Below are 15,562 nucleotides of genomic sequence, written 5' to 3'. Positions count from 1 at the left end.
TTTCCGTCCGCCCTTGGCCTCCGACAACGAAGCATTCCGCATATTCATATGCGCCCGCAAGGCCCTCAGCGTCTGCGATAGCGACGCATCCTGCGACAAAGCCGTCGCCCTCCGCCAAGCCTGCATCCGCCCTGCCCGATTGACGTTGCATCACGCGCACGGCGCATAAATAAACGCATTCTTATTCTTTGGGTGCGCCACCCGTCCTCATTAGTATTTGCCTGTTTTGTCAGCGGCTCGTCAGCGCCATGTCTTGGTCGCGTCCTTGCGCAGCCCGCTCCGGTCAACCCAGTGGAGTCCCAACAATGAAGAAAAATAGTCTCTCGCAAGATGCCCTTTCCGTTCCATCCTGGTCGCGCCGCGACGTGCTGCGCGCGGGGGCGGCTGCAGCGGTAGTCGGCGCGGGCGCCGCCATCGTCGCACCCAACGCCTGGTCGGCGCCGCCGCGCAAGCTGACCTTCGCCTGGAGCGCGATCTCGTTCTGCCTGTCGCCGGTGGTGGTCGCGCAGGAACGCGGCTACTTCGAAAAGAACGGCCTCGATGTCGAGCTGCTGAACTGGGGTGGCTCCACCGATCAGCTGCTGGAAGCGCTGGCGACCGGAAAGGCCGACGTCGGCGTGGGCCTGATCCACCGCTGGCTCAAGCCGCTGGAAGCCGGCTTCGACGTCAAGATCATCGGCAGCGCGCACGGCGGCTGCTTGCGCCTGGTCGGCGCCAACGGTGCCGGCGTGAAGGACATCAACAGCCTCAAGGGCAAGGTCATCGGCGTGTCCGACCAGAACAGCCCGGCCAAGAACTTCTTCGCCATCCACCTGGCCAAGAAAGGCTTCAACGTCGAGAAGGATGTCGAATGGCGCGTCTACCCGGCCGACCTGCTCGACGTCGCCGTCAAGAAAGGCGAGATCCAGGCGATTGCCGACGGCGACCCGAACATCTTCCTGATCGAGAAGCGCAACAAGGGCGTCTTCACCGAAATCGGCAACAGCGCCATCGGTGAATACAAGGACAAGATCTGCTGCATCCTGGGCGCGCGCGGCGACCTGGTGCGCAACGACAAGCCGGCGGCAGCGGCCGTGGTGCGGTCGATCGTGCAGGCCTCGGAATATGTCGCCGAGAATCCCAACGAAGCCGCCAAGATCTACGCCAAGTATTCGCCCAAGGTGCCGGTCGAAGACCTGCGCGCTTTGTTGAGCAGCCTGACCTATCACCATCATCCGACCGGAAAATCCTTGCGCGATGAAGTCGAATATTTCGCACGCGATTTCCACACCGCCGGCGTGCTGAAGAAGTCCACCGATCCGGTGCGCCTGGCCAATCACGTCACGCTCGACGTGCTCGGCTGATCTGATTTGATCCGTCGTCGTTCCCCTTACCGGAGATCACCATGACCACCACCACGACCAACGATGTCCTGCTCAGGGCCGGCCAGGCCGGTCTGTTCGAGGGCGTGCGCGCCGTCGGCGTCTGGCGCACGGGCCTGCTGGCGGCCGTTACCTGGCTGCTGCTGGGCGCGATCACGCTGCGCTGGCCCAACAAGGAAGTCGGCTTTAGCGACTGGGCCTACACCGATGAATTCGGCTACGCCACCATCGCGGTGGGCGTGGTGCTGGCCGTGCTGGCGCTGGCCGGCGACCGCGCCGGCCGCATCGTCCATCTGTTGCGTCCGGCCGGCCAATGGCTGGTGGCGGCGCCGCTGTTGCTGGGCGTATGGGAAATCCTGACCGCCAAACTGGGCGTGCTGCCATCCCCTTTCTTCGCGCCGCCGCAAAGCCTGATCGAGGTGTATAGCGAGGACTGGAGCCGTCTCGGCATCAGCACCGCCTACTCGCTGCGCCTGCTGGTGCATGGCTTCGCCGCCGGTGGCCTGGTTGGCTTCCTGGTGGGCGCGACGATAGGCTGGTCACGCGTGGCCGGTTATTGGGTGCATCCCGTGCTGCGTTTCCTCGGGCCGGTGCCGGCCTCCGCGCTGCTGCCGCTGGCGTTCTTCTTCGCGCCATCGAGCTATGCCGCAGCGGTGTTCCTGATCGCGCTGGCGACGGCCTTCCCGGTCGCGGTGCTGACCTGGTCGGGCGTGGCCTCTGTCAACAAGAGTTATTACGACGTGGCGCGCACGCTGGGCGCATCCGAATGGTTCCTGATCCTGCGCGTGGCAATCCCGGCGGCGTTGCCGCAAGTGTTCGTCGGCCTGTTCATGGGATTGGGCGCCGCGTTCTCGGTGCTGGTCACGGCTGAAATGATGGGCGTCAAGGCCGGTCTCGGGTGGTACCTGCAATGGTCGCAAGGCTGGGCCGCCTACAGCAACATGTACGCCGCACTGATCGTCATGGCGATCCTGTGCTCGAGCCTGATCACCCTGCTCTTCAAGGTGCGCGACCGCGCGCTGTCGTGGCAGAAAGGAACCGTCAAATGGTAAACGCAACGGTTGAACAACAAACAGAGGCGCCGGCCAAAACCGGCGCGCACATCGACATCCAGCACGTCAGCCATTGGTTCAAGTTGCCGAATGGTGTGCTGCAGGTGCTCGATGATATTTCATTGACGGTGGCGCCCGGCGAGTTCGTCGCCCTGCTCGGCCCGAGCGGCTGCGGCAAGTCCACCTTGCTGCGCCTGGTCGCGGGACTGGAGCCGGCCACCACCGGCCAGGTCGCGCAGGATGACGTAAAGATCACGCGTCCCGACCCCTCGCGCATCGTGGTGTTCCAGGATCCGACGCTGTACCCGTGGCGCAAGGTGTGGGATAACGTCGCGCTTGGCTTGCAGGCGCGCGGTCTGCTCAAGGAACAACGCCACCGCGTCGACGATGCCCTTGCACTGGTGGGACTGAGCGAATTCGCCGACGCCTTCCCGCATCAGCTGTCGGGAGGCATGGCGCAGCGTGTGGCGCTGGCACGCGCGCTGGTCAACGATCCGCAATTGCTGGTTCTGGACGAACCGCTGGGCAAGCTTGACTCGCTCACGCGCCTGCAGATGCAGAGCGAACTGGTGTCGCTGTGGCAGCGCAATAATTTCTCGGCGCTGCTGGTCACGCATGACGTCGAAGAAGCCTTGTTCCTGGCCAATCGCGTCATCATCTTCAGCGACCGCCCGGCGCGCATCCGCGCCGAGATCAAGGTCGACCTGCCCTACCCGCGCCATCGCGGCGACGCGCGGCTGGCCGAGCTGCGCCATGAAGCGTTGCGCCATCTGGGACTGGATGCCAGCTGGTGAATCTGTTGTCCTTGTCCGACTGGATCAACCTGCTGCTCGGCGCGATCCAGGTATTGCAAGACGGTTTCCTGCACATGCTGGCGGCGCTCGGGCTGGCGCAAACCAGCCACGGGCAGCCGGCCTGGCCGTTCGCCGAACGCCTCAGCGGCGACGTCCTGCTGATCGATCGCAGCATTGCACGGCAACTGCTGAGCGCGCTCGGTTTCTCCGTTGTGGCGTTGCTGGCGTTGCTGATCGCGCTGGTGTGGCGACGCGGCCGCGTGGTCATGCTGCTGGCGACGATCGCCATCGTCTTCTTCACGCCGTGGCCCGATCGCCATCTGCTGGTGGCGCCGGCCGAACCGACCAGCTTCCATACCTCCCCTACCGGTTTCAGCGCCGCTGCGATCGTCCATGGACGGCAAGTGTATGAGCAGCGCTGCGCCAGTTGCCATGCTGTCGACGGCAAAGGCGACACGCCGCTGGCGCTGTCCTTGCCGGTGTCGCCGCCCAATCTTGCCAGCGGCTTGCTGTGGCGCCGTGCCGACGGCGAGTTGTTCTGGAAGATCGCCTATGGCGCACGCGACCGCCACGGCGCCGCCACCATGCCGGGCTTCACGCGCCAACTCACCGACAACGACGTCTGGGCACTGATCGATTTCATGAAAGCCAACGCCGCCGGCGCCAGCATCCGCGCCATCGGCTCCTGGGACCAGCCGGTGGCGCTGCCGGCCGGGGCTGACGATTGCAGCAAGCAGGCGGCGCACGGCGGCGGACAACGCGTACGCGTGATCCTGGCCTCGGCGCGACAATCCGCAGCGCTGCCACTCGACGATCCGCGCCTGCGCAGCGTGATCCTCGCCGACGGCGCATTAAAGCTGCCGGCGCCGCAAGCGGGCGCACCTGCCATCGATTGCCTGAGCCGCTCAAAGGATGCCTGGCAAGCGCTGTCCATCATCACCGGCATCGACAGCGACCAGCTCGCGGGCACGCAATTGCTGACCGACCGCGACGGCTGGCTGCGCGCGCGCAAGCTGCCCGCCGACAGCGATGGCGCCTGGTCCGAATCCGACATTCTGTGCCGCGCGCCAGCCTACATGGAGGCAGGCAAATCCAACAAACCCGGCGGCCTCGACGGCCTGATCGCGGCGATGGACGCGGAGCCGGTGCGCTTCATCAAAGGCGGTTTCGTGCATGCGACACCCTGACCGACCTGTACCGAGGTAAGAAGAAAACCGCATATCGTCGTGAGAAATGCGTCGTTCGCAATTGCAGAGGCGGTTGCTACACTTTCCGCCGACTCTCCTACCGACCAGAAAGTACGCCGTGTTCCCAACCAGCCTGACCAAGAAAATCCTTTTCACCGCCGCGCTGACCTTCTGCGCCAACGTCTTCGCCGCCGATGCGCCGTTGCGCGTGGGCGCATCGCCCGGCCCGTTCAGCGACTTCCTGCAGGAAGCCGCCAAGATCGCCAATGCGCAAGGCTTCCCGGTCAAGGTGATCGAGTTCACCGAACCGACCCAGATCAACGAAGCGACCCAGGCTGGCGACATTGACCTGAACAATTTCCAGCACGTGCCGTACATGCAGAAGCAGAACGAATCGCGCGGCTACAAGATCGTCTCGATCAAGCCGACCTACGTCGCTCCCGCAGGCATCTACTCCGCCAAGCACAAGTCGCTGGCAGCCTTGCCGCCAGGCGCCAAGATCGGCATCCCGAACGATCCGGCCAATGAAGCGCGCGCCCTGTTCCTGCTGCAAAAGGCCGGGCTGATCAAACTGAAGGCGGACGCCAACACCAATGCCGGCGTCGCCGACATCGCTGAAAATCCAAAGAAACTCAACATCGTGCTGCTCGACGAAGTGCAATTGCCGCGCGTACTGGTCGACATCGACGCCGGCGTCATCACGCTCAACAAGGGCGTGCTGGCCGGCCTGAATCCAAAGGACGCGCTGCTGCTGGAAGACAAGACCTCGCAATGGGCCATCATCTGGGCCGCCCGCGCCGACCGCAAGGACGACCCGCGTATTGCGCGCTTCATCAAGATCTTCGAATCGGATCAGATCAAGCAATTCATCATCAAGAAATTCAACGGTACGGTGATTCCGGCGTGGTGAGATGGAATCCAAGAGTAAAAGATAGCGGAATAAAAAAAGGAGCCGATCGGCTCCTTTTTCTTTGGCTTGAACGTCTGTTCCGGTTGCAAACAGACGTATGCCTTGCGTACGGAAAATCATGGCGAAAACTGCGCTTCAAGTGCGACTCGTCAAGAGCACATGGCGTCGACCTTGGCCATCAGGGTGTCAAATTGAAACGGTTTCCGCAGCACCGAATAGGTCCCGACGGAGCTGATCAGCTCGGGCGTCGCGCTCATGAAGATGAACGGCATGTCCTTGCCCTGGCTGGAACTCCTCACCAGGTCGAACAGTTCGCATCCGTTCATCCTCGGCATCGAGTAATCGGACAAAATAATGCCGGGCGTTTCGTTATCGAGGATTTCCCAAGCCTGGCGACCGTCCTTCGCCCGCGTGACCTGATAACCGCCCATGACCAACGCTACTTCGATGACATCCAGAAAATCAGGCTCATCATCCACGATCAAAATGCTTTTGTTCATATTTTCTCCATAACTGACCATGACACCATTTTTCCTTGTGCGCTATAGGCGCAACGCTTTTAATGCGTAGGACAAAGGTCAATAACGAGGTCTTGCCCTCGGAATAACAACAGTAAATGTCGTTCCGGTGGAATCGTGCGACTCGACGCCGATCACGCCGTCGTGCGCTTCAGTAATCTTCTTTGCGATATACAAGCCCAGCCCCAGGCTGGTTGTCGCCCGTTGCCGCTGCTCGGGAACGATCGCCAACTGCACCATCGGATCGAAAATCGCATCGATGGCCTCTTTGGGGATCACCGCGCCGGAATTTTGAATCGAGATCGTGGCGCTATCCGCATCCGACGACAGCGCCATCGTGACGGGCAGTTCATCTCCCCGGTATTGGGCGGCGTTATTGAGAAGGTTGGTAAATACCTGTTGCAGTCTTATTTGATCAAAGCAACCGAGTACCGGGTCTTTCGCATTCAGGACGAACGAACAATGTGCATGGACTGCGGAAGCGTCGATCACGGCGGAACGGCAGATGTCCAGCATATCTGCATCGGCGAACGCCATCGGCATGTCGCCCCCCAGCTCAGCCCGCGCGTACTCCAGCAGATCGTTAATCATCGAGTTCATCATGGACGCGCTTCGCTTGATGCGAGGCGCCAGCAGCGCAATCGCCTCCTTCGTCATCCCGGGTTGGGCCAGAAGACTACTGGACAGCGCAATGGTGGCAAGGGGATTGCGCAGATCATGGCCGAGAATGGCGAGGAAGGTATCTTTCGCCCGCGACGCCTGTGCGACGTAGGTCCCGACAGACTCCGCCAGCGCCTGGTCGATGGCCTCATTGAATCGGATCAGATCGGCGCTGTGCGCGGGAGTCAATGCGTTTCCAAGGGCGAACCAGAGGCGCTGCACCGTTGCCCGCAGCGCACGGAACTCGGCGGTCAGCTGCAATAACGTGACGCCATCGTGTTGCCTTGCAGTACCGTAAACGGACGCTCCGCTGGCCACGGCGTTCCTCGGCGACAAGCCCTGCGATTTTCTCTGCTGCTGCTCGGCGCTCTGCTGGGTGTCTATATCCAGGGCGATCGCCCGCAAAATCTGCTCCGCGTGATCCCGAACTCCCTTCCTCGACAGCAACCCTTCCAGTTCCAGCGTCCTTGCGAATCGGTCCCACTCCGCAAGAACTTGTTCCATGTTGGTGATGATGAATGTTGAAAGCTTCATATGATCCAGAATGACGGCGAAGTGCCTTAGCTGGACAGGGTGGAGTAAATACCTCCCAAATGCAATCAAAGGTTTCGATTCTTCACCGATCGCTTATCGACGGCGGCTTCGCCTCGCAATCCGTGATTTCACCGACCTGCATCGGTTGCAATCTGTTTGCTCAGGTCCGTTGACAAAAAAATGTGCGCTATCCCGCCACAGAATCATGTGTGAGAACTGAACCCCACATAAAAAGGCTGAGCCCGCAAGAAACAGAGCTCAGCCGCTTCTGTGGCCGCCACCGCAAAACCCCGGCCCTGCTCTCCTGCGTGCGTCACCTCCACCGCGGCATTCAATGCCAGGATATTCGCTCTGATTGACGTCATCTGGGCCGGGTTCAACAGTGCGCCGTTCTGATTGGCGTTTTCGGGCGGACTAGCTATCTGGCCGGCTATTTCACGTTACCCGATGCTACGAAATGTCCGGCCGGCGAATCCCTCTGAAAATTTTGTTGAGCGACCACCGCGAAAAGAAAGTCGAAATTGCGCTGCACAAGGCAGAAAACAGCGAAAATACGGGGTCGTGAGATTTACATCACGCAAATAGAGAATGACTAGCGCTGACGAAAAAATCCATTTGAAATTCCTCACCTAGTTTTGTTACAGCATCTTTGCGTCCCGAGAGAGCGTCTGCTTGTATGGGACCGTAACCCCACTATTTTCTGGTCGCATTCCATGGTCGATTCAAATTTCAGTACCGCTAGCGCACTGCGCAGCCATTACCAAGACATCATCTTGCCGATCTGGCGCGATGCGGGCTTCAATCAAAACGTGGGACTCGCCTACGAAAGCGTCGCTGCGGATGGCAAGACGCCATTGCCGCCAGTACGCTACCGCGCCATGGCGTGCGCGCGACAATTGTTCGTCTTTTCGCTGGCGCAGGAGTGGCAACATGCCGATGCCTTGTTTGCTTCACTACGCCATTATTTCCAAGACAAACAGCATGGAGGCTGGTTTTACAGCGTCGACGCCGACGGCAAACCGAAGGAACGGCAAAAAGATTTATATACGCACGCATTCGTGATTTTTGCCTGCGCCGAATATGCCCGGCATCCTCATGAGAAGCAGGCTCAGCAAGCGCTCGCGCTCCTGGAAGAAACCTCGTCCCTGATTGAAAGCAACATGGTCGACGGCACTCTGTTCAGCAGCGTCATGACGGAAGATTTCTCCGGCAAGATCAGCGGCCCAACCCAAAATCCGTTGATGCACCTGACCGAAGCCTGGCTGGCCGCTGCCGCCACGACCTCCCAAGCGATTTTTGCGAGACGGCTGGACAAGCTGATCAGCGCCTTTGCCGGCACCTTCGTGGACGAGGCAACTGGTTGCATAGCCGAGCTGCCACTGAATAGCGACAATAACTGGATCGAACCCGGTCATCAGTTCGAATGGCTGTTTTTGGTGGAGTCCAGTCAGCACCCGGCCTTTGAAAAAGCGGGCATGCAGCAGGCCTTGTATCGTGCCTTTGACTTCGTGCGACGCACTGGTGTCGATGCGCAAACCGGCGGTGTGGCGGCGGCGCTGGACATGCGCGGAACATTGACCGACAGCACCCAGAGAATTTGGGCGCAAAGCGAATACCTGCGTGCCCTCGCATATCACCGCGAGGCAATCGTGCGCGCCGAGCTCCCGCTGCAGATCGCTCGTTTCGGTGCGCGTTTCCTCACGGCGTCCGGCTGGATTGAAAGCCAGGCCATTGACGGCAAGATCGTGCGTGCCGAGTTACCGTCCACCACGGCTTATCATCTGGCGACCGCTTACGCTACCTTGTCCTGATCCAATATGAACGCGAGATCTGCTGGAGCGACTCTCCGTCCTCCAGCGACCCCACATCAACGCCTTCTGCTATCTGTATGGATGATCCTTGTGCGACGCCTCATTCAACACTCCCAGTATCCGTCTATCAAGCACGTCTATTCACTGGTCGACTGTCCGCGTTGCTGAACAGTCGATGTCGATGTTGTTGAACTATGTGACAAAATTCACTGGAATACATTGGCGAAAGTATAGAGGAATGATCGCTTCTGGCCGGTACTGACGTACTTCTAACGGATGGGCGACTATCTCGTCAAAAATCTCTTCAAAAATCTCTTCAAATTCGTTTTTCTGACAGCCACCAGTACGCGTCAGCGCTCGTCCAGCGTATCCAGTGCATCTGCGAACTTGCGCATGAGCCGTACCAGTTCATCCATCTCGGTTTGCTCCCAGGAAGCGAAGATTTTTCTGCCCATGCGTTCCCGTGCGGCGTCGACCAGGTCGGTCATTCCCTTGCCCTTGGCGGTGACCGACGCCATGCGGATCCGGCGATCGGCAGCGCTGCTTTCCCTGCGCACCAATCCCAGCTCTTCCAGCTTCGAGACCTGGCGGCTGACGGTGGTGTAGTCGCGTCCGACACGGTCTGCGATATCAACCACGCCGATCGGGCCCAGCTTTTCTATCCCCACGAGCAAAGGAAATAACGCGCGATCCAGGGGAATGCCGGCTTCCCTGATCATCGCCTCATCCCGCTGGGGCCGATTCATCGCACTTGCAATACTGATCAAGCTTCCATGCAGGATCTTGAGTTGCGACGATATATGTGTATCTTGCACATTTTTTTCTGGCGACATATACTCTCCTAAATTATGTGCATATTACACTTATGAGGCTGACAATGATGATGAATAAAGAAATCGACATACTGATCTGCGGCGCAGGTCCGACCGGCCTGACGCTGGCGCTGGTGCTGGCGCAACAGGGAGTCTCTTTCCGCATCATCGATAAGATGAAGTCGCCGTTTCAAGGTTCGCGAGGCAAAGGGCTGCAACCGCGCACTCTGGAGATATTCGAGGACTTGGGCATCGTGCAAGAAATCATGGCTGCTGGTGGATCGTATCCCCCGCAGCGCGAATATCAGGACGACGGCAGCTGGCAGGAAGCCCCCACTGCCGAGGCGAGGTCGCCCACGGCGTCAGAGCCCTACCTGACGCCCTGGATGGTGCCGCAGTTCTTGACCGAGGATGTGATGCGAACCAGGCTGGGTGAACTGGGCCATCAGCCGCAGTTCGGTTGCGAACTGATTGGGCTGGAGCAGCAAGAGCACGGAGTCCTCGTGCGAATTGCAGGGAAAGATGGGGAGCAATCGTTGCGCGCGCGTTATGTCGTGGCAGCGGATGGCGGGCGCAGTTCTGTGCGCAACCTGCTGGAGATTGACTTTCCCGGCAAGACACTCGGAGTGAGGGCGGTGGTTGCCGACGTATCCCTGCAAGGCTTGAGCCGGGATGCCTGGCATCGTTTCAGCAGCAGCGCGCCGGAGCGTCAAATCGGTTTGTGCCCGTTGGCAGGAACCGATATGTTCCAAATTCAGGCAGCGCTCGCGGGAGATGAACAGCCCGATCTCTCTGCGGACGGCCTGACAAGAATGGTATCGGAACGCAGTGGGCGAACGGATATCACCGTTGTCGCCGTTCATTGGGCCTCGATGTTCCAGATGCATGCGAGACTGGCGCAGCGGTATCGGGTCGGCCGCGTCCTCCTGGCCGGGGACGCGGCGCACGTGCATCCACCCACCGGCGGCCAAGGCCTCAATACGAGCGTACAGGATGCCTACAATCTCGCATGGAAACTGGCGGCTGTGCTGGCCGGCGCCGAAGAAAATCTCCTCGATACCTACGAAGAAGAGCGGCGTCCGATCGCCGAATCCATGTTGGGACTGTCGTCCAGACTGCTTGAGGAAGCCAGGCGCGGTGAAATGCGTCGCGGCAGGGAAGTTCAGCAGCTCGACCTAGGCTATCCCGAATCATCGCTGGCATTGGAAATCCCCGCGCGCGCGCACGGTCCTCTGGCAGGAGACCGTGCGCCGGACGCTCCCGTGACAACTCGCTCGGGCGCGCCGCAACGTCTTTTCGAGCTGTTTCGCGGCACTCATTGGACGTTAATCGGATGTCATGTGCCGCGCGGTCACGTCATGAAGGCTCGTGGTTTACACGTCCATCTCTTTGGCGAGGAAGGAAACCTGATCGATTCGAACGGCAGCTTCCAAGATGCCTATGCGCTTCAGCGCGGTGACTGGGTGTTGGTGCGACCAGATGGTTATATTGGCGCGATTGTCGCATCGGACAATCTGGACGCAATCGAGGAATATCTTCAGCGCGTAGGAGTGGTGGGATAGATGTTTTCTGCCAGCCGATTGCGGCCCCTCATAGTTCATGTTTCTGGAGCTCACGCGCACGCTGTGTGTCAAATCGCCCTACCATCTCCAAACTCTCCCGCATGGCAGCGATGCGCATATCGACAAGGCGTTCAAGATCCGATTCCTGGGATTGAATGAAGACGGCAAACATTGCGTTCTGATGGCTATCGAAGCAGGAGAGAAGTGACCGAAATCCCATCATAACGTGACTACGGTGGCAATGTCGCAGGAGAGGTCCTGCCCTGGCCAAAAACGGACAGCATGCTGAACATGATTGATTCCTGTTTTAAAAAATCCTGATCAGCAACGCTCTCCCATCAGGTGGAATGTCTTTGATGATGGATTAATCAGCTGCATCGCTTCAAACCCGCTGGGGAAGCATCGTGCCGAAATAATCAGTGACGCGTCGCACGCGTGCCGATACGAATTTGCGTTTTGGCCAGACCAGGCTGACGTCTCTCAGTTCATCCATAAATTGATCGAGGACCGTCATGATGTCCGGATGTTGAAGTTCGCCCTTCAATGAAGCTCTGGAAAACATACCGATGCCTACGCCACCAAGTACACCGGCGAGAATGGTATCCATGGCGTTGGACGAAAGATTGCCGCTCACCGGCACGCCGAATTTTCCTTTGGAACCGAGAAAAGTCCAATTCCGCATCTCTCCATAGATAAGACAATTGTGATTGACAAGGTCCTGCGGGACAGCCGGGATCCCATGCCGATCGAAATAACTGCGAGACCCGGCGCATACCAGCGAAGTGCCTGCTACGCGCTTTACCACTGCATCAGGATCGTGCACCGCGCTGACCCTGATCGCCAGATCAATTCCGTCTGCAAGCAAATCTTCAATACTGTCGGAAAGACGAAGATCCAACTCGATCTTCGGATAAAGCGTCAACAATTGCGGAATGAGCGGGAGGACATGCAAACGGCCGAATGTAGAGGGTGTTGCGACTCTGACCAGGCCGGATATATCAACAGTGCTGCTGGTCAGCTCGCCGTCCGCTTTGTCCATTTCTTCAAGAAGCGGCTTGGTGCGGTCATAGTATTTTCGCCCTTGGTCCGTCAGCGTCACGCTGCGCGTGCTTCTGTTGAACAGCAGCACGCCGAGTCGTGTTTCCAAGGCGCCGATCGATTTGCTGATTCCCGATTGCGAATCGCCAAGCCGACGTGCGGCCGCAGAAAAACCACCTGCTTCCACGACCGTGATGAAAGCAGTCAATTCATAAAAGCGATCCATTGCGGTCCCTTGACGATCGTTCATTCTCCCTCGGAGCGAGGCATGCGAATTTTGTCATAAATCAAATGCACACGCTTCTGATGGTTGAACCAACTGATTCTTTTGAAGAATGGCATTTATGACAAATCTGCCGATTATCAATTCTGAGTCGCCAACCTATGATGAATGCCTTACCGAACAGCAGATCAGGCAACGGCGAGCGGGCACCGGCATGTTGACTGGCGGCTTCCTCGCCCAGCCCGAAACGCGACGCCCCCATGAGGATCGGCCGTTCTGTAGCGGTAATCCCTGTAGCAATATCGAACGAATGATTAATTAGTTAGGACTGAATATATGAGCACAGCATTGAATGATCTGGATTCGTCATCGCCAGCCGCACTGAGCCTTGCAGGAAAAAAAGTGGTGGTGGTCGGGGGCAAAACGGGAATTGGACTTGGCATTGCGCACGCGGCGTTCGCAGCAGGAGCGTCGGTGACCGTCGCCAGTCGCCGCATCACCTCGCTGGAGGACCGGCCTGATCTGGCGAACTACGAGCAAATAATCCTGGATGTCCGCGATGAAGCTGCGGTACAAAAAGCCTTCGACGCCATCGGGCCATTTGATCATCTTGCCGTCACGGCAGGTCCCGAATTCGGATCATGGGGGAATTTCATGGATGCAGATATGCGCGGCGTTCGCAACTACCTCGATGGCAAATTTTTCGGCAGCTGGGCCTGCGCCCGTCATGCGGCCCCTCACCTCAGGACAGGCGGGTCGATCACTCTTCTTACCGGTGGTTTGGCAGTGCGGCCGAAAATCGGCTTCAGTGCGGTCCTGGCTGCGTTCAGCGCGGTGGAATCCTTATCTGGCTCGCTTGCACTGGAACTGTCCCCTACCCGTGTCAACACGATACGCCCGGGCTTCGTGGACACGGATCTGTGGAAGGATTTTTCCAACGACGAACGAAATGCGCTGAAAGAAAAAGTACGCAGCAGCTTTCCAGCGCGGCATGCGGGCACCATCGGTGATATTGGACACGCCGCCTTGTTTCTGATGACAAATCCTTACGTAACCGGCATCGTCATGGAAGTATCCGGTGGCGAGAATCTGGTTCCCAGCGTTTTCTAAACGCGCGGAGAACTTCAGGCCAGGCAAGCTGATCACGCAAGCTAAGTCGCGGCCTGCCGTTCGCGCAGGTAGTCGACAAAGGCACGCAGCGGCGCCGGGACATGGCGTCGTCCCGGGTAATACAAAAACGGGCCTGAAAACGTTTGCCACCATGGCTGCAAGATGGGTTCCAATGCGCCGCTGTCGAGATGGGGGCGCAGCAAGTCTTCAAACAAATGCACCACGCCCACCCCCGCGACGGCCGCGCCGATGGTCAGGTCGAGCGCATTGCTCGGCGTCGCCAGCAGGCGTTCGGGAGGATCGATTTCGATCAGCTCGCCGTCGCGTTCGAATTTCCACGTGGGCTTGTTGCCTCCGGCAAACTGGCTGCGCACGCAAGCATGTTCCAGCAACTCGCGCGGATGCTCCGGCCTGCCATGGGCATCGAGATAGCCGGGCGCCGCCGCCGTGGCAAAACGCTGCACGCGCGGTCCGATGGGAACGGCAATCATGTCCTGCTCCAGTCTTTCGTCATAGCGGATGCCGGCATCGCAACCGGCCGACAGTACATCGACGAAGCCATCTTCCACCGTTACCTTGATGCGGATGTCCGGATAGCGCTTGAGGAAGCCGGCGAGGATTTCCGGCAGCGTGATGCGCGCGGCGCTGGCGGGCACGTTCAGGCGCAATGTGCCCGATGGCTTGTCACGAAAGCCGTTCAACACGTCGAGCGAAGCTTCCATTTCAGAAAACAGCGGCTCCAGCCGGTCCAGCAAGTGGCGGCCGGCCTCGGTCGGTGCGACGCTGCGCGTAGTGCGGTTGAGCAGGCGCAAGTCCAGCCGCGCCTCCAGGCGCTGCACCGCAATGCTGAGGCTGGCGGCGGACACGCCGCTGCTGCGCGCTGCATCGCGAAAACCTCCCGCGCGCGCCACCGCCACGAAGGCAGCCATGTCATTAAGTTTCATCTTGATTGTTCATTAAATTAAACAACCTGTGAACTTTAGATCGGATTATCAAACGATGCAAATAGACTGATACTGGATCGGTCGCAGCACCCCGGGCAAATCCCGTCCAGCTGCCCACCCTGTCCTGCAAGGAAAACATCCATGAGCACATCTACCCTTCCCACCCATTTCGACTTCGCCGGCCGCACCGTTTCACGCATGGGCTATGGCGCCATGCAGCTGGCTGGCCCGCACGTGTTCGGCCCACCCAAGGATCGCGCCGCCTGTCTTGCCGTGTTGCGTACGGCGATTGCGGCCGGCGTCGACCACATCGACACCTCGGATTTCTACGGCCCCCACGTCACCAACCAGATCATTCGGGAAGCCTTGCAGCCCTATCCCGCCAACCTGACCTTGGTCACCAAGATCGGCGCGCGGCGCGACGACAAGGGAGAATGGCTGGCGGCAGCGAGTCCGGAGCAATTGCGCAGCGCCGTCCACGACAATTTACGCAACCTGGGACTGGACACGCTGGACGTGGTCAACCTGCGCGTATTCGGCCACGGCCTGACGGAGGACGGCATCGGACATCTGGTGGAGGTGATGGCGCAGTTGCAGCAAGACGGCCTGCTTCGCCATATCGGCCTGAGCAATGTCACGGCCGCACAGATCTCGGAGGCGCAACAGATCGCCGACATCGTCTGCGTGCAGAACATGTACAACCTGGTCCATCGCGGAGACGACGCCCTGATTGACGAACTGGCGGCGCAAGGCATCGCCTACGTGCCGTTCTTTCCGCTGGGCGGCTTCACGCCGATTCAGTCGGGCGCCTTGTCGGATATCGCCGCACGCCTGCAAGCCACGCCCATGCAGGTGGCGCTGGCCTGGTTGCTGCATCGCTCACCCAACATCCTGCTGATCCCCGGCACGGCGTCGGTGGCGCATCTGCGCGAAAACCTGCAGGCGTCGACGTTATCCATCACGCCCGATATCATGGCGGAACTTGACGCCATCGGCGGCAGGTAGGGTTCGGTCGAGTGACGCCGGTGCTGCGCCGACTGTCACGA

At 59.4% G+C, this 15,562-nt stretch carries 15 protein-coding genes; 9 read left to right on the top strand and 6 right to left on the bottom strand.

The features are described from left to right. Positions 1–305 precede the first annotated feature (305 nt). From ACIROW_RS21040 to ACIROW_RS21020, 5 genes are all read left to right on the top strand, one after another. Positions 306–1,343, top strand: coding sequence for an ABC transporter substrate-binding protein (locus ACIROW_RS21040; protein ID WP_402278549.1), 1,038 nt, complete (start codon positions 306–308; stop codon positions 1,341–1,343). Between the two features lie 41 nt (positions 1,344–1,384). Beyond that, positions 1,385–2,413: an ABC transporter permease gene (locus ACIROW_RS21035; protein ID WP_402278548.1), complete on the top strand. Its 1,029-nt coding sequence runs from the start codon at positions 1,385–1,387 to the stop codon at positions 2,411–2,413. Continuing rightward, entirely contained in the window at positions 2,407–3,207 is an 801-nt protein-coding gene (locus ACIROW_RS21030) for an ABC transporter ATP-binding protein (protein WP_402278546.1), read from the top strand. Before ACIROW_RS21035 ends, ACIROW_RS21030 begins: the two co-directional genes overlap by 7 nt. Next, on the top strand, positions 3,204–4,394 hold the full coding sequence (locus ACIROW_RS21025) for a c-type cytochrome (protein ID WP_402278544.1): 1,191 nt from the start codon (positions 3,204–3,206) through the stop codon (positions 4,392–4,394). The genes ACIROW_RS21030 and ACIROW_RS21025 overlap by 4 nt, the downstream gene beginning before the upstream one ends. 118 nt (positions 4,395–4,512) lie before the next feature. Beyond that, positions 4,513–5,304, top strand: a complete 792-nt coding sequence (locus ACIROW_RS21020) for a MetQ/NlpA family ABC transporter substrate-binding protein (RefSeq protein ID WP_402278542.1) — start codon at positions 4,513–4,515, stop codon at positions 5,302–5,304. 149 nt (positions 5,305–5,453) lie between these two features. On the opposite strand, the gene ACIROW_RS21015 is transcribed toward ACIROW_RS21020, so the two are convergent. The 3 genes from ACIROW_RS21015 to ACIROW_RS21005 all read right to left on the bottom strand — a co-directional run bounded on the left by ACIROW_RS21015 (position 5,454) and on the right by ACIROW_RS21005 (position 7,381). After that, on the bottom strand, positions 5,454–5,804 hold the full coding sequence (locus ACIROW_RS21015) for a response regulator (RefSeq protein ID WP_402278540.1): 351 nt from the start codon (positions 5,802–5,804) through the stop codon (positions 5,454–5,456). Between the two features lie 78 nt (positions 5,805–5,882). Beyond that, entirely contained in the window at positions 5,883–7,016 is a 1,134-nt protein-coding gene (locus ACIROW_RS21010) for a sensor histidine kinase (protein ID WP_402278538.1), read from the bottom strand. Positions 7,017–7,219: 203 nt separating this feature from the next. Next, the gene (locus tag ACIROW_RS21005; RefSeq protein WP_402278776.1) at positions 7,220–7,381 is read right to left on the bottom strand and encodes a methyl-accepting chemotaxis protein; all 162 of its coding nucleotides are present in this window, start codon (positions 7,379–7,381) and stop codon (positions 7,220–7,222) included. A 348-nt stretch (positions 7,382–7,729) separates the two neighbouring features. On the opposite strand from ACIROW_RS21005, the gene ACIROW_RS21000 reads away from it, so the two are divergent. Beyond that, entirely contained in the window at positions 7,730–8,827 is a 1,098-nt protein-coding gene (locus ACIROW_RS21000) for an AGE family epimerase/isomerase (protein WP_402278536.1), read from the top strand. 350 nt (positions 8,828–9,177) lie between these two features. Here the strand turns inward: ACIROW_RS21000 and ACIROW_RS20995 are convergent, their stop codons facing one another. Next, positions 9,178–9,546: a MarR family winged helix-turn-helix transcriptional regulator gene (locus tag ACIROW_RS20995; RefSeq protein WP_402278534.1), complete on the bottom strand. Its 369-nt coding sequence runs from the start codon at positions 9,544–9,546 to the stop codon at positions 9,178–9,180. Between the two features lie 158 nt (positions 9,547–9,704). Here ACIROW_RS20995 and ACIROW_RS20990 point away from each other — a divergent pair, with 158 nt between their 5' ends. Continuing rightward, positions 9,705–11,201 (top strand): FAD-dependent oxidoreductase, encoded by a 1,497-nt coding sequence (locus ACIROW_RS20990; protein WP_402278532.1) that lies wholly within the window; start codon positions 9,705–9,707, stop codon positions 11,199–11,201. Between the two features lie 382 nt (positions 11,202–11,583). Here ACIROW_RS20990 and ACIROW_RS20985 read toward each other — a convergent pair whose 3' ends face one another. Continuing rightward, on the bottom strand, positions 11,584–12,489 hold the full coding sequence (locus ACIROW_RS20985; protein WP_402278530.1) for a LysR family transcriptional regulator: 906 nt from the start codon (positions 12,487–12,489) through the stop codon (positions 11,584–11,586). A gap of 309 nt (positions 12,490–12,798) precedes the next feature. On the opposite strand from ACIROW_RS20985, the gene ACIROW_RS20980 reads away from it, so the two are divergent. Further along, the gene (locus ACIROW_RS20980; protein WP_402278528.1) at positions 12,799–13,572 is read left to right on the top strand and encodes an SDR family oxidoreductase; all 774 of its coding nucleotides are present in this window, start codon (positions 12,799–12,801) and stop codon (positions 13,570–13,572) included. Between the two features lie 41 nt (positions 13,573–13,613). On the opposite strand, the gene ACIROW_RS20975 is transcribed toward ACIROW_RS20980, so the two are convergent. Continuing rightward, positions 13,614–14,516: a LysR substrate-binding domain-containing protein gene (locus ACIROW_RS20975; RefSeq protein WP_402278526.1), complete on the bottom strand. Its 903-nt coding sequence runs from the start codon at positions 14,514–14,516 to the stop codon at positions 13,614–13,616. 141 nt (positions 14,517–14,657) lie between these two features. Here ACIROW_RS20975 and ACIROW_RS20970 point away from each other — a divergent pair, with 141 nt between their 5' ends. After that, on the top strand, positions 14,658–15,521 hold the full coding sequence (locus ACIROW_RS20970) for an aldo/keto reductase family oxidoreductase (RefSeq protein ID WP_402278524.1): 864 nt from the start codon (positions 14,658–14,660) through the stop codon (positions 15,519–15,521). The last annotated feature ends 41 nt before the right edge of the window (positions 15,522–15,562 follow it).

This window comes from Herbaspirillum sp. NPDC101397 (genome assembly GCF_044767325.1).
GTDB lineage: Bacteria > Pseudomonadota > Gammaproteobacteria > Burkholderiales > Burkholderiaceae_D > Herbaspirillum.
The sequence above is the reverse complement of the archived record's forward strand: the minus strand, read 5'-3'. Positions and strand labels throughout refer to the sequence as shown.